Below are 21133 nucleotides of genomic sequence, written 5' to 3' on the forward strand. Positions count from 1 at the left end.
CGGCGAGCGCGGGCGGGAGGGACTGACGTTCTTCCCGCCCTGGTCCCCGGTAGGATCCAGCAGACGGACAAGGGGGACATCGTGAAACGTCGCCGTGCTTATGCCCTGGCGATCGCGGCGACGACGCTGGTCGTCGGCGTGGGAGCGGCTCACGCCACTCCGTCCCCCAGCCCTACTCCCACGCGTTCACCCTCCCCTTCGCCCACCGCCTCTCCGTCGCCCACGGCCACGCAGAGCGACGGCACGCTGCAGATCCTCACCTACCGCGGCTACGCCGAGTACGGCGGCATCAGCCCCAAGGTCAACTGGGTCGGCGCGTTCGAGAAGGAGACCGGCTGCCGGGTCGCCCGGCTCGACACCGTCCAGACCGCCGGCGAAATGGCCGAGAGGGTCTCCCAGCGCCCCTACGACGTGATCACCGCGGGCCCCGCGCTGGCCGGCGACCTCATCGAGGCCAAGCAGGTGCAGCCCATCGACCCGGCCAAGGTCAGCGGCTACGAGGACCTCGACGAGCGCTTCCGCGACCTGGGCACGGTGTCGGGCAAGGTCTACGGGGTGCCCTACCTGTGGGCGTACGACGAGTTCGTCTACGACTCGGGCAAGGTCGTCGGCGGCGGGCTGGAGCAGGTGTTCGGCTCGAGCCGGGCGGCGCTCAGGGACAGCCCGCTGACGATCGCGGACGCGGCCCTGGCCGAGGGGTCGGCGAAGGAGCCGTACGAGCTGAGCGAGGCCGAGCTGGACAAGGCCGTCGAGCTGCTGGCGCGCTACCGGGACCGCACCTACTGGCAGAACCCGATCGACCTGGTCAAGGGCTTCGCCACCGGGGCGCTCGACTACGCGCAGGCCACCCCCTACTACCGCCTGCTCCTGCAGAAGGCCGGCAAGCCGATCAAGACACTCAAGACCGCCAGGACCACCGGCTGGGTCGACTCCTGGATGCTCGGCGCGAACGTCTCCGACACCACCTGCGCCTACCGGTGGCTCAACTGGATGACCGACCCGGAAACGCAGCGCGACGCCGCCGCCTGGTCGGGCATGGCGCCCGCCAACGACAAGGCGTGCAAGGGGCGGGCCAAGGTGATGTGCGAGACGTACGGGGTGGGTGACGACAAGAGGCTCGACCGGGTGGTGTTCGCGGTGCGCCCGCCCGGGGGTTGCCGGGCGGAGGACGGGGAATGCACTGACTACACGGCCTGGACCGAGCGGTGGACTGCCTTCAAGGAGTGAGTGAGGGCCGCCGATCCCCACCTGAGCCCCGCGGGCCCGCCCGTCATCCACCGTCGGGCGCGGTCCGCCACCAGAGGCGCCCCGGGCCTTCCCCCCCGTCCCGGGGCGTCTCGCTCGGTCGGCTCCCCCGCGGAGGGCCCATGGAGGGCGCGACGCCTTCCGGCGCGCGGGCTCCGCGCGGCGGGTCGGCTGTCAGCGCGACGGGAACGCCACTATGGTGGCCATGGGCGTGGGCAGGAGCGCGTCGGCACAGTCGGCGCAGGCCAGGACGGCTGAGTCGTCGGGCAGGCGCCCCACCCGCACGCGCGGGCGCGGCCACCGCTTGTGGCAGACGACGCAGGCGTCGCCGTCGCGCTGGGCTCCGCTGAGCCCTTCAGGGTCGAACGTCAACACACTCCGCGCCGTTCTGGTCGGACCCCAGTTCATCACGCTCCCAGCAGCCATCGCGCCTCCGTACGTCGGAACCGTTATAACCCTGACTGAGGCCGTGAGCGTCTAGCTGAGCGTCAAGTCAGAGTGAATTCTCTACCCGAGCGGTGCCGTTTACGCCACAAAAACGGGCATCCAGCCTCAAGCTGGATGCCCGTTTCGTAGGTTTTCGTCTACAGCTCGGCGATCGCCTTCTCCAGAATCCCCAGGCCCTCCTCCAGCAGGTGCTCGGGGATCACGAGCGGGGGCAGGAAGCGCAGCACGTTGCCGTACGTGCCCGCCGTCAGCACCAGCAGCCCCTCCGCGTGGCAGCGCCTGACGACCTCCTGGACGGCGGCCGGGTTCGGCTCCTTGGTGCCCGGCTCGACCAGCTCGATCGCGATCATCGCCCCGCGCCCGCGCACGTCGCCGATCACGTCGAAGCGCTCCTTGAGCGCCGCCAGCCGGGGCAGCATGATCTCGCCGATCCGCCGGGCCCGGCCGACCAGGTCCTCCGCCTCGATGGTCTCCAGCACGCCGAGCGCGGCCTCGCAGGCGAGGGGGTTGCCGCCGTACGTGCCGCCGAGCCCGCCGGCGTGCACCCGGTCCATCAGCTCCGCGCGCCCGGTCACCGCGGCCAGCGGCAGCCCGCCCGCGATGCCCTTGGCGGTGGTGATGAGGTCGGGCACGACGCCCTCGTCCTCGCAGGCGAACAGCGTCCCGGTGCGCGCGAAGCCCGTCTGCACCTCGTCGGCCACGAACACGATCCCGTTGGCCCGGCAGAACTCCGCGATACGCGGCAGGAAACCCCTGGCGGGCACGATGAACCCGCCCTCGCCGACGATCGGCTCGATCACCACGGCGGCCACGTTCTGCGCGCCGAGCTGCTTGGTGATCAGGTCGATGGCCTGCTCGGCGGCCTCCTCCGCGCAGTTCTCCGGACCGGTCGGCCAGCGGTACGGGTAGGCCAGCGGCACCCGGTACACCTCCGGCGCGAAGGGCCCGAACCCCTGCTTGTACGGCATGTTCTTGGCCGTCAGCGTCATGGTGAGCAGCGTCCGGCCGTGGTAGCCGTGGTCGAACACCACGACGCCCGAGCGGCCGGTGGCGTACCGGGCGATCTTGACGGCGTTCTCGACGGCCTCGGCGCCCGAGTTCACCAGGAACGTGCGCTTGTCGTGGTCGCCCGGCGTCAGCTCGTTGAGCCTCTCGCACACCCGCACGTACGACTCGTACGGAGTGATCATGAAACAGGTGTGCGTGAAGTCGGCGACCTGTCTGCGGACGCGCTCGACGACCTTGGGCGCGGAGTTGCCCACGTTGGTCACGGCGATGCCGGAGCCGAAGTCGATCAGGGAGTTGCCGTCGGCGTCCTGCACCACGCCGCCGCCCGCGCGGGTGACGAAGACCGGCAGGGTGGTGCCGATGCCGGTCGGCACGGCGGCCTGCTTGCGGGCCAGCAGCTCCAGAGACTTGGGGCCTGGGATCGCGGTCACGACGCGCCGCTCCTGGGGAATGCTCATGCCTTCGACGCTACGGCGGCCTCCCACCTGCGCCGATACGTCGATATGTCACACTGGGAGTGCACATCTTTGCCAGAATGGACAAATCTCGCATGCCGCCTACGCTCCAGACCGTCGTGCGCCGGATGCGCCTGCGGCCGCTGGCCGGGACCTCGGGCCACGGCGTGCTCGACGTGCCCGTGCGCTGGGTGGCGGTCAGCGAGCTGGCGGACCCGACACCCTATCTGGAGGGCGGTGAGCTGCTGCTCACCACCGGCCTGCGGATGGAAGGCGACCTGTCGCACTATGTCGCCCGCCTCGTGGAGCGTGGCGTGGCCGGGCTCGGCTTCGGCGTCGGGGTCTCCCACGAGGAGACGCCGCCCGCGCTGGTCGAGGCGGCGGAGGCGGCCGGGCTGCCGCTGCTGGAGGTCCCGCGCGAGACGCCGTTCATCGCGATCGGCAAGGTGGTCAGCGAGCTGCTGGCCGCCGAGCAGTACGAGGAGATCAGCCGCGCCTTCGCCGCCCAGGGCCGGCTGACGCGGGCGGCGCTGCGCCCCGAGGGCGTGCGCGCGGTCATCGACCGGCTGGCCAAGGAGGTCGAGGGCTGGGCGGCGCTGCTGGAGGAGTCCGGCGAGGTACGCCACGCCACGCGCGGCGCCAAGACGGACGCGGTGGCGGGCGAGCTGGCCCGGCGGCGCGGACGGCCGGGCCGGCCGATGGACAGCCTCGCGTTGTCGGCGCCCGGCGAGCACATCGTCGTGCAGCCGCTGGGCGGCGGCGGGGCCCGGCCGCGCGGCTTCTTCGCCGTCGGGGCCAGACGCCTCTTCTCGCCCGTCACGCACACGGTGATCAACGCCGCGGGCTCGCTGCTCACGCTGGCCATGGAGCAGGGCAGGACGCAACTGGCCGCCCAGCGCCGGGTCAGGGCCGCCGTGCTGGAGCTGCTGCTCGCGGGGGAGCAGGCGCGGGCCCGCGCCGTGCTGGCGCCGCTCGGCGGGCGGCTGCCCGAGGAGCCGCTGGTGGTGCTCGCCGCCACGCCCGAGGCCCTCGACGCGCTGGAGGCGACCGCCTTCGCCGTACTGCTCGACGGCCGCGAGCCGGACGACCGGCCGTGGGGGCCTGGCGGGGCGTCCGGGGGCGTGGTCGTGGCCCTGGTGGCAGAAGACGTGGCCGATCATGGGGCCGATCATGGGGCAGGACACGTGCCTGAGTCCGGGGCGGAACACGGGCCAGAGCACCGGCCAGAGCACGGGACGGAACACGTGCCGGAGCACGGGACAGGACGCGTGCCGGAGCACGGGGCCGAGAGTCTGGCCGAGGAGGTGGCGTTGGGCACGGGGGCGTCCGTGGGGGTCAGCCTGCCCACCGGGTACGCGGTCTCCGCCCTGCACCACGCGCTCGACCAGGCCGGACGCGCGCTGGAGGCGGCCAGGGGCGGGGAGGCGGCCGCCGCGGGCCGGGGCGGCGCGGGACGCGTCGTCAGGTTCGGCGAGCTGGCCGGTCAGGGGCTGCTCGGGCTGCTCGAACCGGCCGCCGCCCAGGCGTTCTCGGCCGCGGTCCTGGCCCCGCTCACCACGTACGGCTCCCGGGCCGACCTCGTCGAGTCGCTGCGCGCGTACCTCGACAGCAACGGCCACTGGGACGCGGCGGCGCAGCGGCTCGGCGTGCACCGGCACACCCTGCGCTACCGCATGAGACGCGTCGCCGAGCTGCTCGGCCGCGACCTCGACGAGCCGGGCGTGCGCGCGGAGCTGTGGCTGGCGCTGGAGGTGGCCCGCCAGACCGCCGCCACGGCTCCGGCCGCCCCGCGAGCCGCTCCAACCGGTCCGGGTGCTTCGGCCGGTCCGGGTGGTTCGGCCGGTTCGGGTGGTTCGGGTGGTCCGGGTGGTTCGGGGGCTTCTCGGGTTACTCCGGCTTCTCCGCCAGATAGGAGCGGATGATCGCGCTGGTCACTGTCTCGTAGGTGCCGCCGTCACGCAGGTGCCCGGCGCGTTCCAGGCTGATCGCCCCCTGCGCCGCCGCCCAGAACGCGTCGGCGATCTTGCGGGGCTGCGTCGGCACCAGGTAGCCGGCCGAGATGCAGTCGGCGATGACGCGGTCGAGGATGTTCAGCGCCGCGCGGGCCAGCGTCCTGGCGCGCTCGCTGGGCTCGAAGCCCGGGATGGCCCGCTCGAACATCACGCTGTAGTAACCCGGCTCGGCCAGGCACGCCTGCCGGTAGGCGGGCCCGAGGGCGGCCAGGTGCTCGAACGGGCTGCGCCGCTGCGGAACCGTCTCCAGAAACCGGCGAAACCTCTCGAACCCCTCCAGATAAAGCGCCTCCGCCAGCCCTTCCCGGTTCCCGAACGTCGTGTAGATGACGGTCGTCGTGCAGCCCGCCTCGGCCGCGATCCTGCGCATGGTCAGGCTGTCGGCCCCGTCCGACTGGAGGAGCTTCACCGCCACGTCGAGGAGACGGGCGCGGAGCTCGTCGTGGCTGGCGCGCTCGCCCAGGTGGTAGGCGCCCTGCAGGCCCAGAGGCGTCGAGGTCATGAGACCTCCTTCGTGGCCAAGGAACTCCGCGTCCTTGTGACCTCACGTCGTTCGGTCACGGGGCCCACGCCTTTCTGATCGGGGGCCCACCGCGCTGGAGACCCGCATCCGATGACTTAGCCAGGGCGGAGATCGCTCAAACCACTCCGCATGGTAAACATCCCGAATTGGGTCTACTTCCGTTACATCATGGGTATACAACGGAGCTTGTACTTAACGGTGAGCCCTCGCGAGAGTCTTGTGCAACGTGGTGTAAATCCCCGATGTACTCCTTGGCATAACGTCGTGGGTATGGACGTGCGTACCTTCTGGCTGGCCGGCCGCGCCGCGACCGGGGACACCGAGCTGACTGTCACCAACCCGCATGACGGCCGCGCGGTCGCCCGGCACTCCGTGCCCACCGACGCGCAGGTCGAGGAGGCCGTCGCGGCCGCCCACGCGGTGGCCAAGGAGGCCGCCGCGCTGCCCGTGCACGTACGGGCCGAGGCGCTGGCCCACGTCTCCCGCCGCCTGGCGGAGCGGGCCGACGAGATCGCCCACCTGATCACGGCCGAGAACGGCAAACCCATCCTCTGGGCGCGCGGCGAGGTCGGCCGGGCCGTGGCCACGTTCCGGTTCGCGGCGGAGGAGGCCCGTCGCTGGTCGGGCGGGGTGCAGCGGCTCGACACCGAGCCCGCGGCGGCCGGGCGCCTGGCCTACGTCACGCGCGTGCCCCACGGCCCCGTGCTGGCGATCACCCCGTTCAACTTCCCGCTGAACCTGGTGGCCCACAAGGTGGCTCCGGCCATCGCCGTCGGCGCCCCGGTCGTCGTCAAGCCCGCCCCGGCCACCCCGCTGTCGTCGCTGCTCCTCGGTGAGATCCTGGCCGAGACGGACCTGCCCGCCAGCATGTTCTCGGTGCTGCCGATCGAGAACGAGCGCGCCTCCGCCCTCGTACGCGACCCGCGGCTGCCGGTCGTGTCGTTCACCGGCTCCGCCCCGGTCGGGTACGCCATCGCCGACCAGGTGCCGCGCAAGCACGTCACGCTGGAGCTGGGCGGCAACGCGGCGGCCGTCGTGCTGGCCGACGCCGACCTCGACTGGGCGGCCCAGCGCATCGCGCTCTACTCCAACTACCAGGCGGGCCAGAGCTGCATCGCCGTTCAGCGGGTGATCGTCGAGCGGCCGGTCTACGACGCGTTCGTCGAGCGCCTGCTCCCCGCCGTGGCGGGGCTGGTCACCGGCGATCCCGCCGACGAGAAGACGCAGGTGGGCCCGCTGGTCTCCGAGTCCGCCGCCGAGCGGGTCGAGCAGTGGGTGCGGGAGGCCGTCGAGGCGGGGGCCAGGGTGCTCACGGGCGGCACCAGGGAGGGCGCGACGATCGCCCCCACGGTGCTGGCGGACGTGCCGCACGACGCCAAGGTCGCCCGCGAGGAGGTCTTCGGGCCCGTCATGATCCTCCAGTCGGCCGCCTCGGTCGACGAGGCGTACGCGATGGTCAACGACTCCAAGTACGGGCTGCAGGCCGGTGTGTTCACCCGCTCGCTGGACGCCGCCTTCCTGGCCAACCGGGAGCTGGAGGTGGGCGGCGTGGTCATCGGCGACGTGCCGTCGTACCGGGCCGACCAGATGCCGTACGGCGGGGTCAAGGACTCCGGGATCGGGCGCGAGGGGCTGCACTCGGCGATGGAGGACCTGACGTACGAGAAGGTCATGGTCTTGACGGGGCTGCCGCTCTGAACCCGCACGGGATTTTCTGGTGACCCGAAGGTGGCGGGCGGAGGGGACCCGCCACCTTCAGGTCACGCGTGTTCCGCCGTGGCGAAGAGTGTCTTGACGGCGTCGCCGAAGTACGGGCCGTACATGGTGCGCTCGTCGTCGCTGTACTTGAAGCTGCTCAGCGACGTGATCGTGCCCCTGCCGGTGCCCGGGTCGAACTTCGTCATCCAGGGGCCGCCGCTGGCCCCCGCCGTCATGTCGCAGCCGAGGCCCTGGTCGCGGGTCTGGGCGTGCGGGTCGTCCTTCAGCGGTCCCGCGCAGTAGACCAGATGGCCCCCGTCGTAAGGGGGGTCGGCCGGATAACCGAAGCCGAACGCCTGCCCCCCGCGCCCCGCGTTGAACGCGATGTCCTGGGTGCCCACGGCGTCGGCCACGTGCCTGCCGCGGGAGGTGGCCAGCGCGACCATGCCCACGTCGTAGTTGTCGTCGCCGCTGCGCGACCACGGCCCGGCGACGAACAGGCGGCGGGCGGTGTACTGGCCGTACGGGTGCTGGCCGCGCGTGCCGTAGCCGGGGACGAACGTCCAGTTCGCCGCCCACTCGCCGGCGGCGTCCTTCACGCAGTGGCCGGCGGTGACCACGACGTCCCTGTTGGCGCTCTTGACCGTGCTGGCCGAGCAGACGAAGTCGGCCCCGGACACGGTCAGGAACACCCGGCCCGTGGTCTTGGCCACGTGCCCGCCGGTGATCCAGCGCGAGCCGATCGTGCTGGTGTCGGGCCTGGCCGCGGACAGGTGCCGGGGCGCGCCCATCAGCTCACGGGGGAGCGACAGGTCGGCCGTCCTGCCCGACAGGTCGGGGGTGGCGCGGATGCCCGCGTCGCCGGTCAGGCCGCTCAGCAGGTCTCCGGCGTCGGTGCCCTCGGTCACGAGGTCGAGCAGGCCGATCGGGAGGGCTTTGGCCATGCGCTCCGGCGTCCAGTAGTCGAGCACGCGCCGCTGGTCGGCGGCGGTGCGGGCGGCGACGTGCTCGACGACGTCGGCGCGCGCGGCCAGCCGGGCCGGCTGCGCGGCCACGACGGCCGGTGGGTCGGCCTGCTGGCGACCGGGTGCCGCGCCCAGGAGCGCGGGGCCCATCAACCCTGCCAGGAGCGGGGCGGCCGCAAGCAGGGGGGTGCTCAAGGTCATGTCCCCCGAGTCTGCACCACGAGATGTGATCTAGTGACTACTTTCGGTGAATTCCTTAGAGGGCGTTGGTGCTTTGTGCTGCTTGGTAGACGGCCTGGGCCTCGTTTCCGAAATAGGGGCCGAACATCCAGTTGGGGGCGAAGTTGTATTTGAAACTGTTGACGGAATTCTGGGTGCCGAGGCCGGTCGACTCGTTGAAATTCAGCATCCAGGGGCCGCCGCTCGACCCGCCGGTCATGTTGCAGGTCAGGCCGAGGTCCTCGCTGGACAGGAAGTCGTCGAAGACGCGGCCGCTGCAGTGGACGAGCTTCGAGCCGTCGTACGGGGCCGCCGCCGGGTAGCCGAAGGCGTACATCTGCTGGCGTCGTTGCTGGTTGAAGGCCACGCCCTGGCCGCCCACGGTGTCGACCAGCGTCTTGCCCTCCAGTGGGGCGACCACGGCGGCGGCCACGTCGAAGTTGATGTCCTCGCCGGAGTCCCACTGGGGCGTGGTCAGCAGGCGGGTGGCCGCCCAGGTGCCGAGGGGCCGGTTGCCGTTGGCGTAGCCGGGGACGAAGACCCAGTTCGTGTGGAAGGCTCCGTTCATCTTCACGCAGTGTCCAGCGGTCAGCACCACGCTCTTGTTCGCGCTGGTCACGGCCGTGCCCGAGCAGGAGGCGTTGCGGCCCCGCGTGGTGAAGAAGATCCGTCCCGTGGTGCGCGCGACCGCGCCGCCCCGGGTCCACGCCTCACCGGCGCTCCTCGCCGCCTGGACGTTCACGCCGCCACCACCCTGGCCGCGCGTGGGTGGAGCGATCCAAGCCGGGCCCTGCTCGGGCTCCTCCGCCGTCATCCGGGCCTTCGGGTCGGGGACGTCCAGAGGCTGGGCCGCCTCCATCCGCGACTCCGTCCAGTACGTCGTGACCTGCCGCCGTTCGGAGGCCGTGTCGGCGGCGGCGTGCTGGGCGGCCTTGGGCCGCGGGGCCTGGACCTGCTTCTGCGCCTGCTTCTGCGCCTGCTTCTGGGCCTGCTGCGGGGTCTGGCCCTGGATCATGTTCTGGCCCTCGGGCTGGGGCTGGGCCTGAGCCTGGGCCGTGGGCGCGGGCAGCAAGGCGGCGGCGAGCGCGGCGGTGGAAAGCAGGGCGAATCTGCGGTGCATTACGTACCTCCCTAAAGCGGACCTGGGCTTGGAAGGTAGCGGCCGCAATATCCAGATTTCTCAAGATTTGCGCATACCGATATAGCGATATTCCGGCATAAATTCACTGCGTTATCTCGTGTCACATAAGTGGGGGAGTTTTGGGACGTACCGGTGCCGCGTGCCTGAGTGCGCCACACAGCGGGGACAATGGACAGGTGCATGCAGAGACCCTTCGCTCCGTCGTCGTGCTCGGCTCCACCGGCTCGATCGGCACGCAGGCCCTCGACGTCATCGCCGGCCACCCGGGCGGCTTCAGGGTCGCCGGGCTGGCGGCCGGGGGCGGCAGGGTCGAGCTCCTGGCCAAGCAGGCGGCCGCGTTCGGGGTCGAGGCGGTGGCGGTGGCCGACCCCGCCGCGGTGCCGGCCCTGAAGGAGGCGCTGGCGGCGCACGGCGCCGGGCCGGTCGTGCTGGGCGGCCCCGACGGGGTCGCGGAGGTGGCCGGATGGCCGTGCGACGTGGTGCTCAACGGCATCACCGGCGCGCTCGGGCTGACCTCCACGCTGGTCGCGCTCAAGGCCGGCCGCACGCTCGCACTGGCCAACAAGGAGTCCCTGATCATCGGCGGCCCGCTGGTGAAGCGGCTGGCCGCGCCCGGCCAGATCCTCCCCGTCGACTCCGAGCACTCGGCGGTGCAGCAGTGCCTGTGGGCCGCCGGGCCCGACGGCCACGACCCCGCGTACGTCAAGCAGCTCGTGATCACCGCCAGCGGCGGGCCGTTCCGTGGCCTGCGGCGCGAGGAGATGGCCGATGTCACGCCCGAGATGGCGCTGGCCCACCCCACCTGGTCGATGGGCCCCTACATCACGATCAACTCCGCGACCCTGGTCAACAAGGGGCTCGAGGTGATCGAGGCGCACCTGCTGTTCGACCTCGACTTCGACCGCATCGAGGTCGTGGTCCACCCGCAGTCGATCATCCACTCCATGGTCGAATACGTCGACGGCTCCACCATCGCCCAGGCCAGCCCGCCCGACATGCGGCTGCCGATCGCGCTCGCGCTCGGCCACCCCGCCCGCATCCCCGGCGCCGCCCGGGCCATCGACTGGACCAGGGCCCACACGTGGACGTTCGAGCCGCTCGACGACGTGGCGTTCCCGTCGGTCGCGCTGGCCCGGCACGTCGGCGCCGCGGGCGGCACCGCGCCGGCCGTCTACAACGCCGCCAACGAGGTCTGCCTCGACGCGTTCATCCGCGGCGGCCTGCCCTTCCTGGCGATCGTCGACACCGTGGCCAAGGTGGTCGAGGAGCACCGGGTGACGCCCGCGGGCTCCGTCGAGGAGGTGCTGGCGGCCGACGCCTGGGCGCGCGCCCGTGCGGCCGAGCTGACGGCGGGGCAGTCCCATTAGCTACCTAAACTGGAAAGCGTCGTCACAGTAAGGGTTGAAATGTCTTCTGTAGCTCTCGGCATCCCAGCGGTACGTCCCAAGCCACTCGCCGAACGCCGCCACTCACGCCAGATCATGGTCGGCAGCGTGCCCGTGGGCGGCGACGCCCCGGTGTCGGTGCAGTCGATGACCACGACGGTCACCGCCGACATCAACGCCACCCTGCAGCAGATCGCCGAGCTGACGGCATCCGGCTGCCAGATCGTCCGCGTCGCGGTGCCGTCTCAGGACGACGCCGACGCGCTGCCCGTCATCGCCAGGAAATCGCAGATCCCCGTGATCGCCGACATCCACTTCCAGCCGAAATACGTCTTCGCCGCCATCGAGGCGGGCTGCGCGGCCGTCCGGGTCAACCCGGGCAACATCAAGAAGTTCGACGACAAGGTGGGCGAGATCGCCCGCGCGGCCGCCGACGCGGGCGTGCCCATCCGCATCGGCGTCAACGCCGGCTCCCTCGACCCGCGCCTGCTCCAGAAATACGGCAAGGCCACGCCGGAGGCGCTGGTCGAGTCGGCCCTGTGGGAGTGCTCGCTGTTCGAGGAGCACGACTTCCGCGACATCAAGATCTCGGTCAAGCACAACGACCCCGTCGTGATGATCAACGCCTACCGCCTGCTGGCCGCCAGGTGCGACTACCCGCTCCACCTGGGCGTCACCGAGGCCGGCCCGGCCTTCCAGGGCACGATCAAGTCCTCCGTCGCCTTCGGCGCCCTGCTCGCCGAGGGCATCGGCGACACGATCCGCGTCTCCCTGTCGGCCCCGCCGGTCGAGGAGGTCAAGGTCGGCGCCCAGATCCTCGAGTCGCTGGGGCTGCGCGAGCGCGGCCTGGAGATCGTCTCCTGCCCGTCGTGCGGGCGGGCGCAGGTCGACGTCTACACGCTGGCCGACCAGGTCCAGGCGGGGCTGGAGGGCCTGAAGGTGCCGCTGCGGGTGGCCGTCATGGGCTGCGTCGTCAACGGCCCCGGTGAGGCCAGGGAGGCCGACCTCGGGGTGGCCTCCGGCAACGGCAAGGGGCAGATCTTCGTCAAGGGCGAGGTCATCAAGACCGTGCCCGAGTCGCAGATCGTCGAGACGCTGATCGAGGAGGCGCTGCGGCTGGCCGAGGAGATGGGCGTCGAGGTCGACCTCGACGACGACTCCGGCCCCACGGTCACGGTGGGCTGACCCGGCAGGGCGCCGCCGCCCGATCACTCAGTGCCACGTTACGATTACGGAACGGCAAGCATTTCCCCATACCCCACGCTTCACCCGGTTGCTCGCGGGAGCATCGCAGGGCCTATTGACAGGGAGGGGGCCGGGTGAAGCGGCTAGTTGGGGTTGTCGCCGGACTGGCGGTGCTCGTCGCCGGAGTCGTGAGCGCGGATGGGGCGGCGGTCGCCAGCCGAGGGGTGCCCGCGGTGGCGTGGGGCGCGTGTCCCAAGGTGGCGGGGAAGGCCGCGTCGGCGGCTCTCGAATGCGCCACCGTACGAGTGCCGCTCGACTACCGCGAGCCCACGGGCCAGTCGATCACGATCGCGCTCAATCGGATGCGGGCCAAGGTGTCCAAAGACGCCAACCATCTCGGCACGCTGCTGCTCAACCCCGGCGGGCCGGGGTCGCCGGGGCGCAATCTGACCGAGTACGTGGCCGCGGCGCTGCCCGCCGACGTGGCCGAGCGCTACGACGTCGTCGGGTTCGACCCGCGCGGCGTGGGCGGCAGCGAGCCGGCCATGCACTGCGTCGACCCGGACACCTACTACAAGGCTCCGCGGCCGGACCAGGTTCCGCGGGACAGGGCCGACGAGGAGGTGCTGCTCGGCCGGGCCGCCGAGTACGCCTCCCGCTGCGGCCACTTCTGGTCCTGGCTGCTGCCGCACCTGACCACCGAGAACTCCGCCAGGGACATGGACCGCATCCGCGCCGCGCTCGGCGAGGAGAAGATCAGCTACCTCGGCTACTCGTACGGCACCTACCTGGGCGCCGTCTACGCCACGCTCTTCCCGAACCGGATCAAGCGCCTGGTCATGGACAGCTCCGTCGACCCGACCGCCGTCTGGTACGAGTCGAACCTCAAACAGGACCGCGCCTTCGAACGCCGCCACCGCCAGTTCCTGGCCTGGACCGCCAAGCACCACGACGTCTACCGGCTGGGCGCCACGGAGAAGCAGACGTCGTTCGCCTACTACGCGCTGCGCGACCGGCTGCGCGCCCGCCCGGCCGGGGGCGTCGTCGGCCCGAGCGAGCTGGACGACACCTTCACCATGGCCGGCTACAGCGACAAGGTCTGGCCCCTGTTCGCCCAGGCGTGGTCCTCGTACGTGCGCAAGGGCGACGCGACCAGCCTCATGGACGTCTACGAGAAGCACGGCAAGAACGACGCCAACGACGAGAACGGCTACGCCATCTACCTGGGCGTCCAGTGCCGTGACGCGCAATGGCCGCGGCAGTGGGACCGCTGGCGTACCGACATGAACAACATGCACCGCCAGGCGCCGTTCCTGACCTGGCCGAACGCCTGGTTCAACGCCCCCTGCGCCTTCTGGCCGGTCAAGGGCGGGCAGCCGGTGCGGGTGCACTCGTCGCCGAAGCTGCCGCCGATCCTCATCCTCCAGTCCCGCTACGACGCCGCGACGCCGTACAAGGGGGCGCAGCGGATGGCCAAGCTCTTCCCGCGCTCGCGCATGGTGCTCGAGCAGGGCGGCAACCACGGCGTGTCGCTGGCGGGCAGCCAGTGCGTCGACGGGCACCTGGCCGCGTACCTGAGGGACGGCACCCTGCCGCGGCAGAACGCCACCTGCGCCGCGCTGCCCGAGCCGCGGCCGGCCGCGCACATGACGTCGGGCAACCGGCAGTCGTCCGAACTGCTCGGCGTCCTCGGGGTGCTCGAAGGGCTCGTCGGCTGAGCCGGCCCCGGGTCCCCGGCGAGGGCTGACGGGGGGACGACGGGAGCCCCCGGCGGGGGCCGACGGACCGAGATCGGGGTCCTCGGCGGGGGCGAACGTCAAGAAAGGGTTACCGTGGGCATTGCGGGATAAGTCAATCGGTAACCCTTCGCGTAGTCTGACCGTGTGATGCTGCGTACATCGGCGTCGCGCGTGCTCGACGACAGCGACCGGGACGAAGTGCTCGCCCTGCTTGACTCCGACCCGATCGCCAACGTCTTCGTCTCCTCCCGGGTGCGGGCCGTCGGACTCAATCCGGCGAGGCTGGGCGGGCAGATGTGGGGGTTCGGGCCGCGCGGTGGCCTCGTGTCGCTCTGTTATGCCGGGGCCAACATGGTGCCGGTCAACGCCGGTCCCGAGGCCGTGCACGCGTTCGCCGACCGCGCCCGCAAGCAGGGTCGGCGCTGTTCGTCCATCGTGGGGCCGGTCGACGCGGTCTCCCTGCTCTGGGAGCGGCTGGAGCCGCACTGGGGGAGGGCGCGGGCGATCCGCTGGGCGCAGCCGGTCATGGCCACCTCCAGCAAGCCCGCCGTGCCCGCGGACCCGCTCGTGCGGCGGGTGCGGCCCGACGAGTTCGACACGCTGCTGCCGGCGTGCGTGGCGATGTTCACCGAGGAGGTCGGCGTCTCGCCGAACCTCGGGGACGGGGGCGCGCTCTACCGGACGCGGGTGGCCGAGCTGATCCGGATCGGGCGCTCGTACGCGCGGATCGACGACGGCCGGGTGGTCTTCAAGGCCGAGGTGGGAGCCGTGACGCCGCACGCCTGCCAGATCCAGGGCGTCTGGGTGGCGCCCGAGCTGCGCGGGCGAGGGCACGCGGTGGCCGGGATGGCGGCCGTGGTCGAGGCCGCGATGAGCTGCTTCGCGCCGGTGGTCTCCCTCTACGTCAACGACTACAACCACTCGGCGCGGGCGGTCTACCGCAAGGTGGGCTTCCACGAGGTCGACACGTTCATGTCCGTGTTGTTCTGAACCTGTCAGACGCGGTCCTGTCAGACGCGGACGAGTTTGTCGAAGAGCCGGGCCAGCTCGGTGCCGGGATCGGCGGTCAGGCCCGCGTGCACCGGGCCCGTCTGCACGATCGTGCTGCGCGGTGCCGTCAGCCAGCGGAACCGGCCGCCGAGCGACTCGCCCGCCAGCGGGCCAGGACGGTCGCCGCAGGCCAGCTCGTACGCCCCGAGCGCCCGGCGGACCCCCTCGACGTCGGCGCCCGGGTCGAGGGCCCGCAGCCGGCCGGGGTCGAGCTCGACCCGGGCGCACAGGTAGCCGCGCGGCTGGCAGTAGAGCAGCACGCCCGCGTTGATCAGCTCGCCCCGCTCGACCCTGGGCACCACGCGGATCACCGCGTACTCGTAGACGTCCCTGGTCATCGGCCGCCGCCTCCCCGCCAGAACTCGCCGACCGATCCCGGGCCCGCCCTGCGGCCGTCGGGCTCGGTGCCGCGCCCCTCGTGTTCCCGGCCGTGGACGAGCCATCCGCCCGGCCCGTGCGCCCGCTGGAGCAGATGGTCGGCGTACGCCTGGCGTACCTCGTCGGGGGAGGCGAAACCCGGCTCGCCGGCCAGCCATTCGTCCGGCACCAGGGCCGTCACGGCCGTCAGCAGCTCCGGTGTGATCCGGCGGCTCAGCTCGGTGCCGGCCGCCCCGAGGTCGCCCGCGTACGGCGCCAGCACGTGGTCACCCGCGTCGAACGGCCGTTGCGGGTCGGCGGTGCGCCAGTTGTGGTGGAACCAGAGCGCGGCGCCGTGGTCGATCAGCCAGGTGTCGCGGTGCCAGACCAGCAGGTTGGGGTTGCGCCAGCTCCGGTCGATGTTGTGGATGAGACCGTCGAACCACACCACCCTGGCCGCGAACAGCGGGTCGGCCTCCCAGGCCAGCGGCTCGAACCCGAGCGCGCCCGGCAGGAAGTCCACCGCCAGATTGACCCCGGTGCTGGCCTTGAGCAGGTCCTGCACCTCCTCGTCGGGCTCCCTGACGCCGAGCTGCGGGTCGAGGTCGATGAGCTTGAGCTGGGGAGTGCGCAGGCCGAGCCGCCTGCCCAGCTCGGCGGCGATGATCTCGGCGACGAGCACCTTCCGGCCCTGACCGGCCTCGCGGAACTTCACGACGTACGTGCCCAGGTCGTCGGCCTCGACCACGCCGGGCAGCGACCCGCCCTCCCGCAGCGGGGTGACGTAACGGGTGGCTGCGATCTTTTCCAGCACGAGACGAGGCTATCGTCCCTGGATGCCTGCCCTGGCCCGCCCCTGCTCCGGCGTCCCCGACCCGGCCGGGGATCACATCTTGGCGATGACCTCCTCGGCGAAGCGCTCCATGGTGGCGATCTTGAGTTCGAGGGTGCCCTCGCCGTGGCGGGCCTTCTCCTCGGGGGTGGCCAGCCACCACGGCGCGGCCATCGTCCCCGTCACGCCCTTGGCGGCGAACCTGCGGTACGTGTCCGCGTCCGGCAGGACGGCCAGCGGCGCGATGATCTCGAAGCCGTCGTCATTTCTGCCGTGGGCCGTGAGCCGGTCGCGCAGGGTGTTCAGGACGACGTCGAACTGCTCCTCCGTGTAGATGCGGTTGCCGATCCAGCCGTCGCCGGTCCTGGCCGCGCGCCGCAGGGCCGCCTCGCTGTCGCCGCCCACGTACACCGGGACGGGGCCCGCCGGAGTGGGTGAGATCGACAGCGGCGGGAGGCCGTCCAGCTCGACCGTCTCGCCCGCCCAGAGCGCGCGCAGGAGCGGCAGCATGGCGTCCAGCCGCCGCCCGCGCGTGTGGAAGTCCTGGCCGGTGCCGGTGAACTCCTCCTTGCACCACCCCACCCCCACCCCGAACGTCACCCGCTCCCGCGACAGCACCGCCGCCGTGGACACCTGCTTGGCCACGGTGAACAGGTCGCGGGCCGGGGCGATGTAGACGTTCGGCGAGAACCGCAGCGTGCTGGTCACCGCCGCCATGGCCCCGATCGTCACCCAGACGTCGGGCCAGTGCGTACGGGCGTTCCAGCGCGGCCGCCCCGACCGCGAGTACGGGTACGGAGTGGCGAAGTCGGCGTAGAAGAGGTGGTCGGACAGCGTCAGCGTGTCGAACCCGCACCGCTCGGCCGCCCGCGCCAGCTCCACGAACTGGTCGGCGTCGGCGAACGAGGCCCCGAGCCAGAATTTCATCGGAACTCCGGGGCGACCTTGGTGGCGAACAGCTCCAGGTTCCGCTTGGCCGTGTCGAGCGGCAGCACGCCCTGCTGGCCCTGCATGTACAGCCCGAACCATTCCAGGTCCGGCATTCGGTCGAGCATGCGCTGGATGCCGCGCTTGACGTCGTCGGGGGTGCCGAACAGGGCCATCTCCACGTCTCTCATGCGCTTGGCGTCGCCCTTCTCGGGGGAGATGGGCTCGTGCTTCTCGTCCTCCTTCTTGCGCAGCACCTCCAGGTAGCCGAACGGGCCGAAGAACGCGGCGAAGTCCTTGGGGATGCTGCGGCCGAAGGTGTTGATGGCCTGCTCGGTGGTGTCGGCGATGCCGACGATCTTGAGGATGCCGGTGTGCTCGCCCAGCTTGTAGTGGCGGCCCTGCCTGGCGGACTCCTCCTGGTAGAGCTGGGCCTTCTGGGCGTGGTCGTCGGGGTTGGGGGTGAACATCCACGGCAGGATGTCCTCTTGGGCGGCCCTGATGACCGACCGGTCGGAGATCGTGAACGGCTGCCACAGCTCGGGGTGCGGGTTCTGGTACGGCCGGGGGCAGACGGACACGGCCCGTACCCTCCCGTCCTCGTCGAGTTCGCCCGGCGCGCCGAACGTACGGGTCCACTCCTGGGCCGGCCAGCCCTCGATGCCGTCGTACGGGTAGGGCACCTGGTAGTCGAGCACGTCCGACTTGTAGCGAAGTGTTTCCTGCGTCCAGGCCAGCTTCATGATCTTCAGCACCTCGCCGAAGACGTCGAAGTTGCGCGTGTCGGTGGCCGAGCCGTCGGAGCGCGCGGCGGCCGCCTGCCAGCGCTGGCCCAGGACGTTCATCCAGCGGTTCTGGTAGCCCCGCGCCACGCCGAGCCGCAGCCGTCCCTTGCAGAACTGGTCGAGCAGCGCCACGTCCTCGGCCGCCCTGATCGGGTCCCACGCGGGCAGCACGAGGCCGAGCGGGGCGAGCAGGATGCGCTCGGTCCTGGCGGCCAGGTCGGTGAGGAACATCAGCGGGTTGACCGAGAACTCCATGCCCTCGGAGTGGAAGTGGTGCTCGGTCATCATCAGCGCGTCGAACCCGACCTGGTCGGCGTGGACGGCTATCTCCCGTACCTCGTGCAGCAGCCGCTGGTACGACTCGGTGTCGCGTCCGATCGGGCGCTTGGCCTTGGCGTTCTCCTCGGCCGCGTATCCCGAGCCGGGAATTTGCGGATTCAGGAAGATAGAGAACTTCACCGGGACCTCTTTCCGCGGGATGGTCTTCTGCAAGGTACTCTGGAAATCTTAACCGAGCAATCGCTTGGTTCGCGTGCTGGGAGGCCGGATGCGGCTCGGGGTCACGATGTTCACGACGGATGTGGCCATGCCGGTGCCCGACCTGGCCAGGGCGGCGGAGGAGCGCGGACTCTCCTCCCTGTACGTGCCCGAGCACACCCACATCCCGGTCTCGCGGCGCACGCCGCATCCGGGCGGGCACGGCGAACTCCCCGCCGAGTACCGGCGCACGCTCGACCCCCTCGTCGCCCTGTCGTTCGCCGCCGCGGCGACCACCCGGCTGCGGGTCGGGACCGGGATCCTGCTCGCCGCCCAGCGCGAGCCCATCGTCACCGCCAAGGCCATCGCCACCCTCGACCACCTGTCGGGCGGGCGGGTGGTGGTCGGCGTCGGGTTCGGGTGGAACGCGGAGGAGATCGAGAACCACGGCGTCCGGTACGCGCGGCGGCGCGAGGTGGCGCGGCGGCACGTCCTGGCCATGCGGGCGTTGTGGCGGGACGAGGTGGCCGCCTTCGACGGGTTCGAGCCCTCCTGGTCCTGGCCCAAACCGGTGAACGGGACGCCGCCCGTGTACGTCGGCGGCGCGGCGGGCCCCAAGCTGTTCGCCCACGTGGCCGAATACGCCGACGGGTGGATGCCGATCGGCGGGCACGGGATCAGGGCGGCGCTGCCCGCGCTGCGGCTGGCGTGTGAGAAGGCGGGGCGGCCGATGGCGCGGGTGATCCCGTTTGGGACGCGGCCCACCAGGGAGAAGCTCGAATACTTCGCCGGGCTCGGGGTCGAGGAGGCGGTGGCCACGTTGCCCAGCGGGCCCGCCGATGTGGTGCTGCCGGTGCTGGACGAGTACGCGGCGCTCATTTCGTGAGCCGTGGTCGTCCGCCGTGGTCGCCGGTCGTGATCGTCCGTCGCGGTCGTCCGTCGTGGTTGTCCGTGGTCGTCGAGCGGTCGTGGTTGTCGAAGAGAACAGCTTTGCCGCCGTTGGCGGGCATAATTGCGGGATATGTCCGAGCTAAGTGCCGAAGATCCCCGGCAGTTGGGGTCGTACCGGCTCACGCGCAGGCTCGGCCAAGGGGGTCAGGGCATCGTCTACCTCGGCCACTCGTCGCAGGGGGCGCAGGTCGCGGTCAAGCTCCTGCACGCCAGCCTCTCGGACGACCCCGACGTACGCCGCCGCTTCCTGGGGGAGGTCGAGGCGGTGCGGCGGGTGGCGGCGTTCTGCACGGCCCAGTTCCTGGACGCCGACCTGGAGGGTGATCGGCCGTACCTGGTGAGCGAGTACGTGGAGGGGCCCTCCCTGCACGACCACGTGGTCGCCAAGGGGCCCCGGCAGGGCGGGTCGCTCGACCGCCTGGCCATCGGCACCGCCACCGCCCTGGGCGCGATCCACCGCGCCGGGGTGGTGCACCGCGACTTCAAACCGGGGAACGTGCTGCTGAGCCTCGACGGGCCCCGGGTGATCGACTTCGGCGTCTCGCGACTGATGGGCACCGCCGCCACCACCACCCATCTCCCGATCGGCACGCCCGCCTACATGGCTCCGGAACGCATGAAGGGCGAGTCGGCCGGGACGCCGTCGGACCTGTGGGCGTGGGCGCTGACGGTCGCGTACACGGCCACGGGGCGGCACGCCTACACCGCGGAGACGCAGCAGGAGGTGCTGGCCCGCGTCCTGTACGGCAAGGCCGACCTCGGCTCCCTGGGCGGGCGGCTGCTGGAGATCGTGCGGGCGTGCCTGGCCGCCGAGCCCGCGGCGCGGCCGGACGCGGAGGAGGTGCTGCGGTGGCTGCTGGGGCAGAGCGCGGCGGGCGCGGACGTGCTGCCCACCGGTGCCCTCGCCGCCGTCGAAGCCCCGACCGCCCCCGCCCCCGAGGCCGCCTCCGCCGAAGCCTCGCGGGCACCTGCCGCCGAAACAGCCGCCGCCGAAGCCCCGTCGGCCCCCGCTGCCGGGGCCGCCCCTGCCGAAGCCTCGTCGGCTCCCGCGGCCGCAGCCGCTGAGCCGGTGGCTGGGAGGGCGGCCGGCGGCCGTGCTGGGGGCGCTCTCGCAGGCATGTCCCGTCCTGGCCGGGTGGTCGGGCTCGGGGCGTCGGAGGCCGGTCCCGGTGTGATCACCGACCCCGACCCCACGACGAGCTTCCCCGCCGTCACGGCCCCTCAGACGGTCGTGGAGACCGGGACCGGGACCGCGCGGCGGTGGCGGTGGCGCATGCGTCCCTGGCAGGCCGCCGTCGCGCTGGCCGGTGTGCTGATGGCCGTGGCCGGGCTCGTGTTCTGGCTGCGCGGCGCCCAGGGGCCGGGCTTCGAGGGGACCTGGACCGGCTCGGCCGAGCACTTCACCGCGCAGCGCGTCTTCCCCGTCGAACTGCGCCTGGACGGCGACGGCACGGGGGCCATGAGATGGGGCGCGGACCTGCACTGCGCGGGACGGCTCGGCCGCAGTGGCAGCGGGATGGTCTTCGTCCTCGATCAGGTCACCGGCGAGGAGTGCTACCCGGGGACGCTGCGCATGTTCCCCACCTCCGACGTGAACCAGATGGCCATCAAGGTGACGCGTGAAGGTAAGGACGAAGTGACGTATTCCGGCAAGGTGGCGCGTACGTCCTGACCTGATGTGTCACGGTCAGGCAGCGATTGTCATGAGCACCGTTGACTGATCGCGGGCCGT

The 21133-nt window shown here is 71.7% G+C and carries 18 protein-coding genes; 9 read left to right on the top strand and 9 right to left on the bottom strand.

Annotation, left to right across the window (positions count from 1 at the left end; translation table 11 throughout):
- The first annotated feature begins 81 nt into the window (after nt 1–81).
- A complete protein-coding gene (locus tag ACZ6S0_RS48440) occupies nt 82–1227 on the top strand; it encodes an extracellular solute-binding protein (protein ID WP_465927103.1) in 1146 nt (381 codons plus the stop codon).
- A 192-nt stretch (nt 1228–1419) separates the two neighbouring features.
- On the opposite strand, the gene ACZ6S0_RS48445 is transcribed toward ACZ6S0_RS48440, so the two are convergent.
- Both ACZ6S0_RS48445 and gabT read right to left on the bottom strand, forming a co-directional pair.
- Entirely contained in the window at nt 1420–1653 is a 234-nt protein-coding gene (locus ACZ6S0_RS48445) for a hypothetical protein (RefSeq protein ID WP_344886514.1), read from the bottom strand.
- 176 nt (nt 1654–1829) lie between these two features.
- A complete protein-coding gene (gene gabT, locus ACZ6S0_RS48450) occupies nt 1830–3158 on the bottom strand; it encodes a 4-aminobutyrate--2-oxoglutarate transaminase (protein WP_465927105.1) in 1329 nt (442 codons plus the stop codon).
- A gap of 77 nt (nt 3159–3235) precedes the next feature.
- Here gabT and ACZ6S0_RS48455 point away from each other — a divergent pair, with 77 nt between their 5' ends.
- Nucleotides 3236–5077, top strand: coding sequence for a PucR family transcriptional regulator (locus ACZ6S0_RS48455; RefSeq protein ID WP_465927107.1), 1842 nt, complete (start codon nt 3236–3238; stop codon nt 5075–5077).
- On the opposite strand, the gene ACZ6S0_RS48460 is transcribed toward ACZ6S0_RS48455, so the two are convergent.
- Nucleotides 5043–5669 carry a TetR/AcrR family transcriptional regulator gene (locus ACZ6S0_RS48460; RefSeq protein ID WP_465927109.1) on the bottom strand — a complete coding sequence of 209 codons (627 nt, stop codon included), beginning with the start codon at nt 5667–5669 and terminating at the stop codon, nt 5043–5045. The genes ACZ6S0_RS48455 and ACZ6S0_RS48460 overlap by 35 nt on opposite strands.
- A gap of 291 nt (nt 5670–5960) precedes the next feature.
- Between ACZ6S0_RS48460 and ACZ6S0_RS48465 the strand changes: the two genes are divergently transcribed.
- Nucleotides 5961–7388 carry an aldehyde dehydrogenase family protein gene (locus ACZ6S0_RS48465; RefSeq protein ID WP_465927111.1) on the top strand — a complete coding sequence of 476 codons (1428 nt, stop codon included), beginning with the start codon at nt 5961–5963 and terminating at the stop codon, nt 7386–7388.
- 62 nt (nt 7389–7450) lie between these two features.
- Here the strand turns inward: ACZ6S0_RS48465 and ACZ6S0_RS48470 are convergent, their stop codons facing one another.
- Together ACZ6S0_RS48470 and ACZ6S0_RS48475 are read right to left on the bottom strand one after the other, a co-directional pair.
- On the bottom strand, nt 7451–8554 hold the full coding sequence (locus ACZ6S0_RS48470) for a trypsin-like serine peptidase (RefSeq protein WP_465927113.1): 1104 nt from the start codon (nt 8552–8554) through the stop codon (nt 7451–7453).
- A gap of 55 nt (nt 8555–8609) precedes the next feature.
- Nucleotides 8610–9692 carry a trypsin-like serine peptidase gene (locus tag ACZ6S0_RS48475; protein ID WP_465927115.1) on the bottom strand — a complete coding sequence of 361 codons (1083 nt, stop codon included), beginning with the start codon at nt 9690–9692 and terminating at the stop codon, nt 8610–8612.
- A gap of 197 nt (nt 9693–9889) precedes the next feature.
- On the opposite strand from ACZ6S0_RS48475, the gene dxr reads away from it, so the two are divergent.
- From dxr to ACZ6S0_RS48495, 4 genes are all read left to right on the top strand, one after another.
- The gene (dxr, locus tag ACZ6S0_RS48480; RefSeq protein WP_465927117.1) at nt 9890–11080 is read left to right on the top strand and encodes a 1-deoxy-D-xylulose-5-phosphate reductoisomerase; all 1191 of its coding nucleotides are present in this window, start codon (nt 9890–9892) and stop codon (nt 11078–11080) included.
- A 39-nt stretch (nt 11081–11119) separates the two neighbouring features.
- On the top strand, nt 11120–12283 hold the full coding sequence (ispG, locus tag ACZ6S0_RS48485) for a flavodoxin-dependent (E)-4-hydroxy-3-methylbut-2-enyl-diphosphate synthase (RefSeq protein WP_465927119.1): 1164 nt from the start codon (nt 11120–11122) through the stop codon (nt 12281–12283).
- Between the two features lie 134 nt (nt 12284–12417).
- Entirely contained in the window at nt 12418–14001 is a 1584-nt protein-coding gene (locus ACZ6S0_RS48490; RefSeq protein WP_465927121.1) for an alpha/beta hydrolase, read from the top strand.
- A 168-nt stretch (nt 14002–14169) separates the two neighbouring features.
- Nucleotides 14170–15012: a GNAT family N-acetyltransferase gene (locus ACZ6S0_RS48495; RefSeq protein ID WP_465927224.1), complete on the top strand. Its 843-nt coding sequence runs from the start codon at nt 14170–14172 to the stop codon at nt 15010–15012.
- Nucleotides 15013–15032: 20 nt separating this feature from the next.
- Here ACZ6S0_RS48495 and ACZ6S0_RS48500 read toward each other — a convergent pair whose 3' ends face one another.
- From ACZ6S0_RS48500 to ACZ6S0_RS48515, 4 genes are all read right to left on the bottom strand, one after another.
- The gene (locus ACZ6S0_RS48500) at nt 15033–15410 is read right to left on the bottom strand and encodes a DUF3037 domain-containing protein (RefSeq protein ID WP_465927123.1); all 378 of its coding nucleotides are present in this window, start codon (nt 15408–15410) and stop codon (nt 15033–15035) included.
- Entirely contained in the window at nt 15407–16243 is an 837-nt protein-coding gene (locus ACZ6S0_RS48505) for a HipA family kinase (RefSeq protein ID WP_465927125.1), read from the bottom strand. Before ACZ6S0_RS48505 ends, ACZ6S0_RS48500 begins: the two co-directional genes overlap by 4 nt.
- Nucleotides 16244–16315: 72 nt before the next feature.
- Complete coding sequence (locus tag ACZ6S0_RS48510) at nt 16316–17188, bottom strand: TIGR03619 family F420-dependent LLM class oxidoreductase (protein ID WP_465927128.1); 873 nt, start codon at nt 17186–17188, stop codon at nt 16316–16318.
- Complete coding sequence (locus ACZ6S0_RS48515; RefSeq protein WP_465927130.1) at nt 17185–18432, bottom strand: LLM class flavin-dependent oxidoreductase; 1248 nt, start codon at nt 18430–18432, stop codon at nt 17185–17187. The genes ACZ6S0_RS48510 and ACZ6S0_RS48515 overlap by 4 nt, the downstream gene beginning before the upstream one ends.
- A gap of 88 nt (nt 18433–18520) precedes the next feature.
- On the opposite strand from ACZ6S0_RS48515, the gene ACZ6S0_RS48520 reads away from it, so the two are divergent.
- A complete protein-coding gene (locus ACZ6S0_RS48520; protein ID WP_465927132.1) occupies nt 18521–19336 on the top strand; it encodes a TIGR03619 family F420-dependent LLM class oxidoreductase in 816 nt (271 codons plus the stop codon).
- A 135-nt stretch (nt 19337–19471) separates the two neighbouring features.
- Complete coding sequence (locus ACZ6S0_RS48525; protein ID WP_465927134.1) at nt 19472–21073, top strand: serine/threonine-protein kinase; 1602 nt, start codon at nt 19472–19474, stop codon at nt 21071–21073.
- The last annotated feature ends 60 nt before the right edge of the window (nt 21074–21133 follow it).

Source organism: Nonomuraea sp. NPDC051298 (assembly GCF_055586305.1).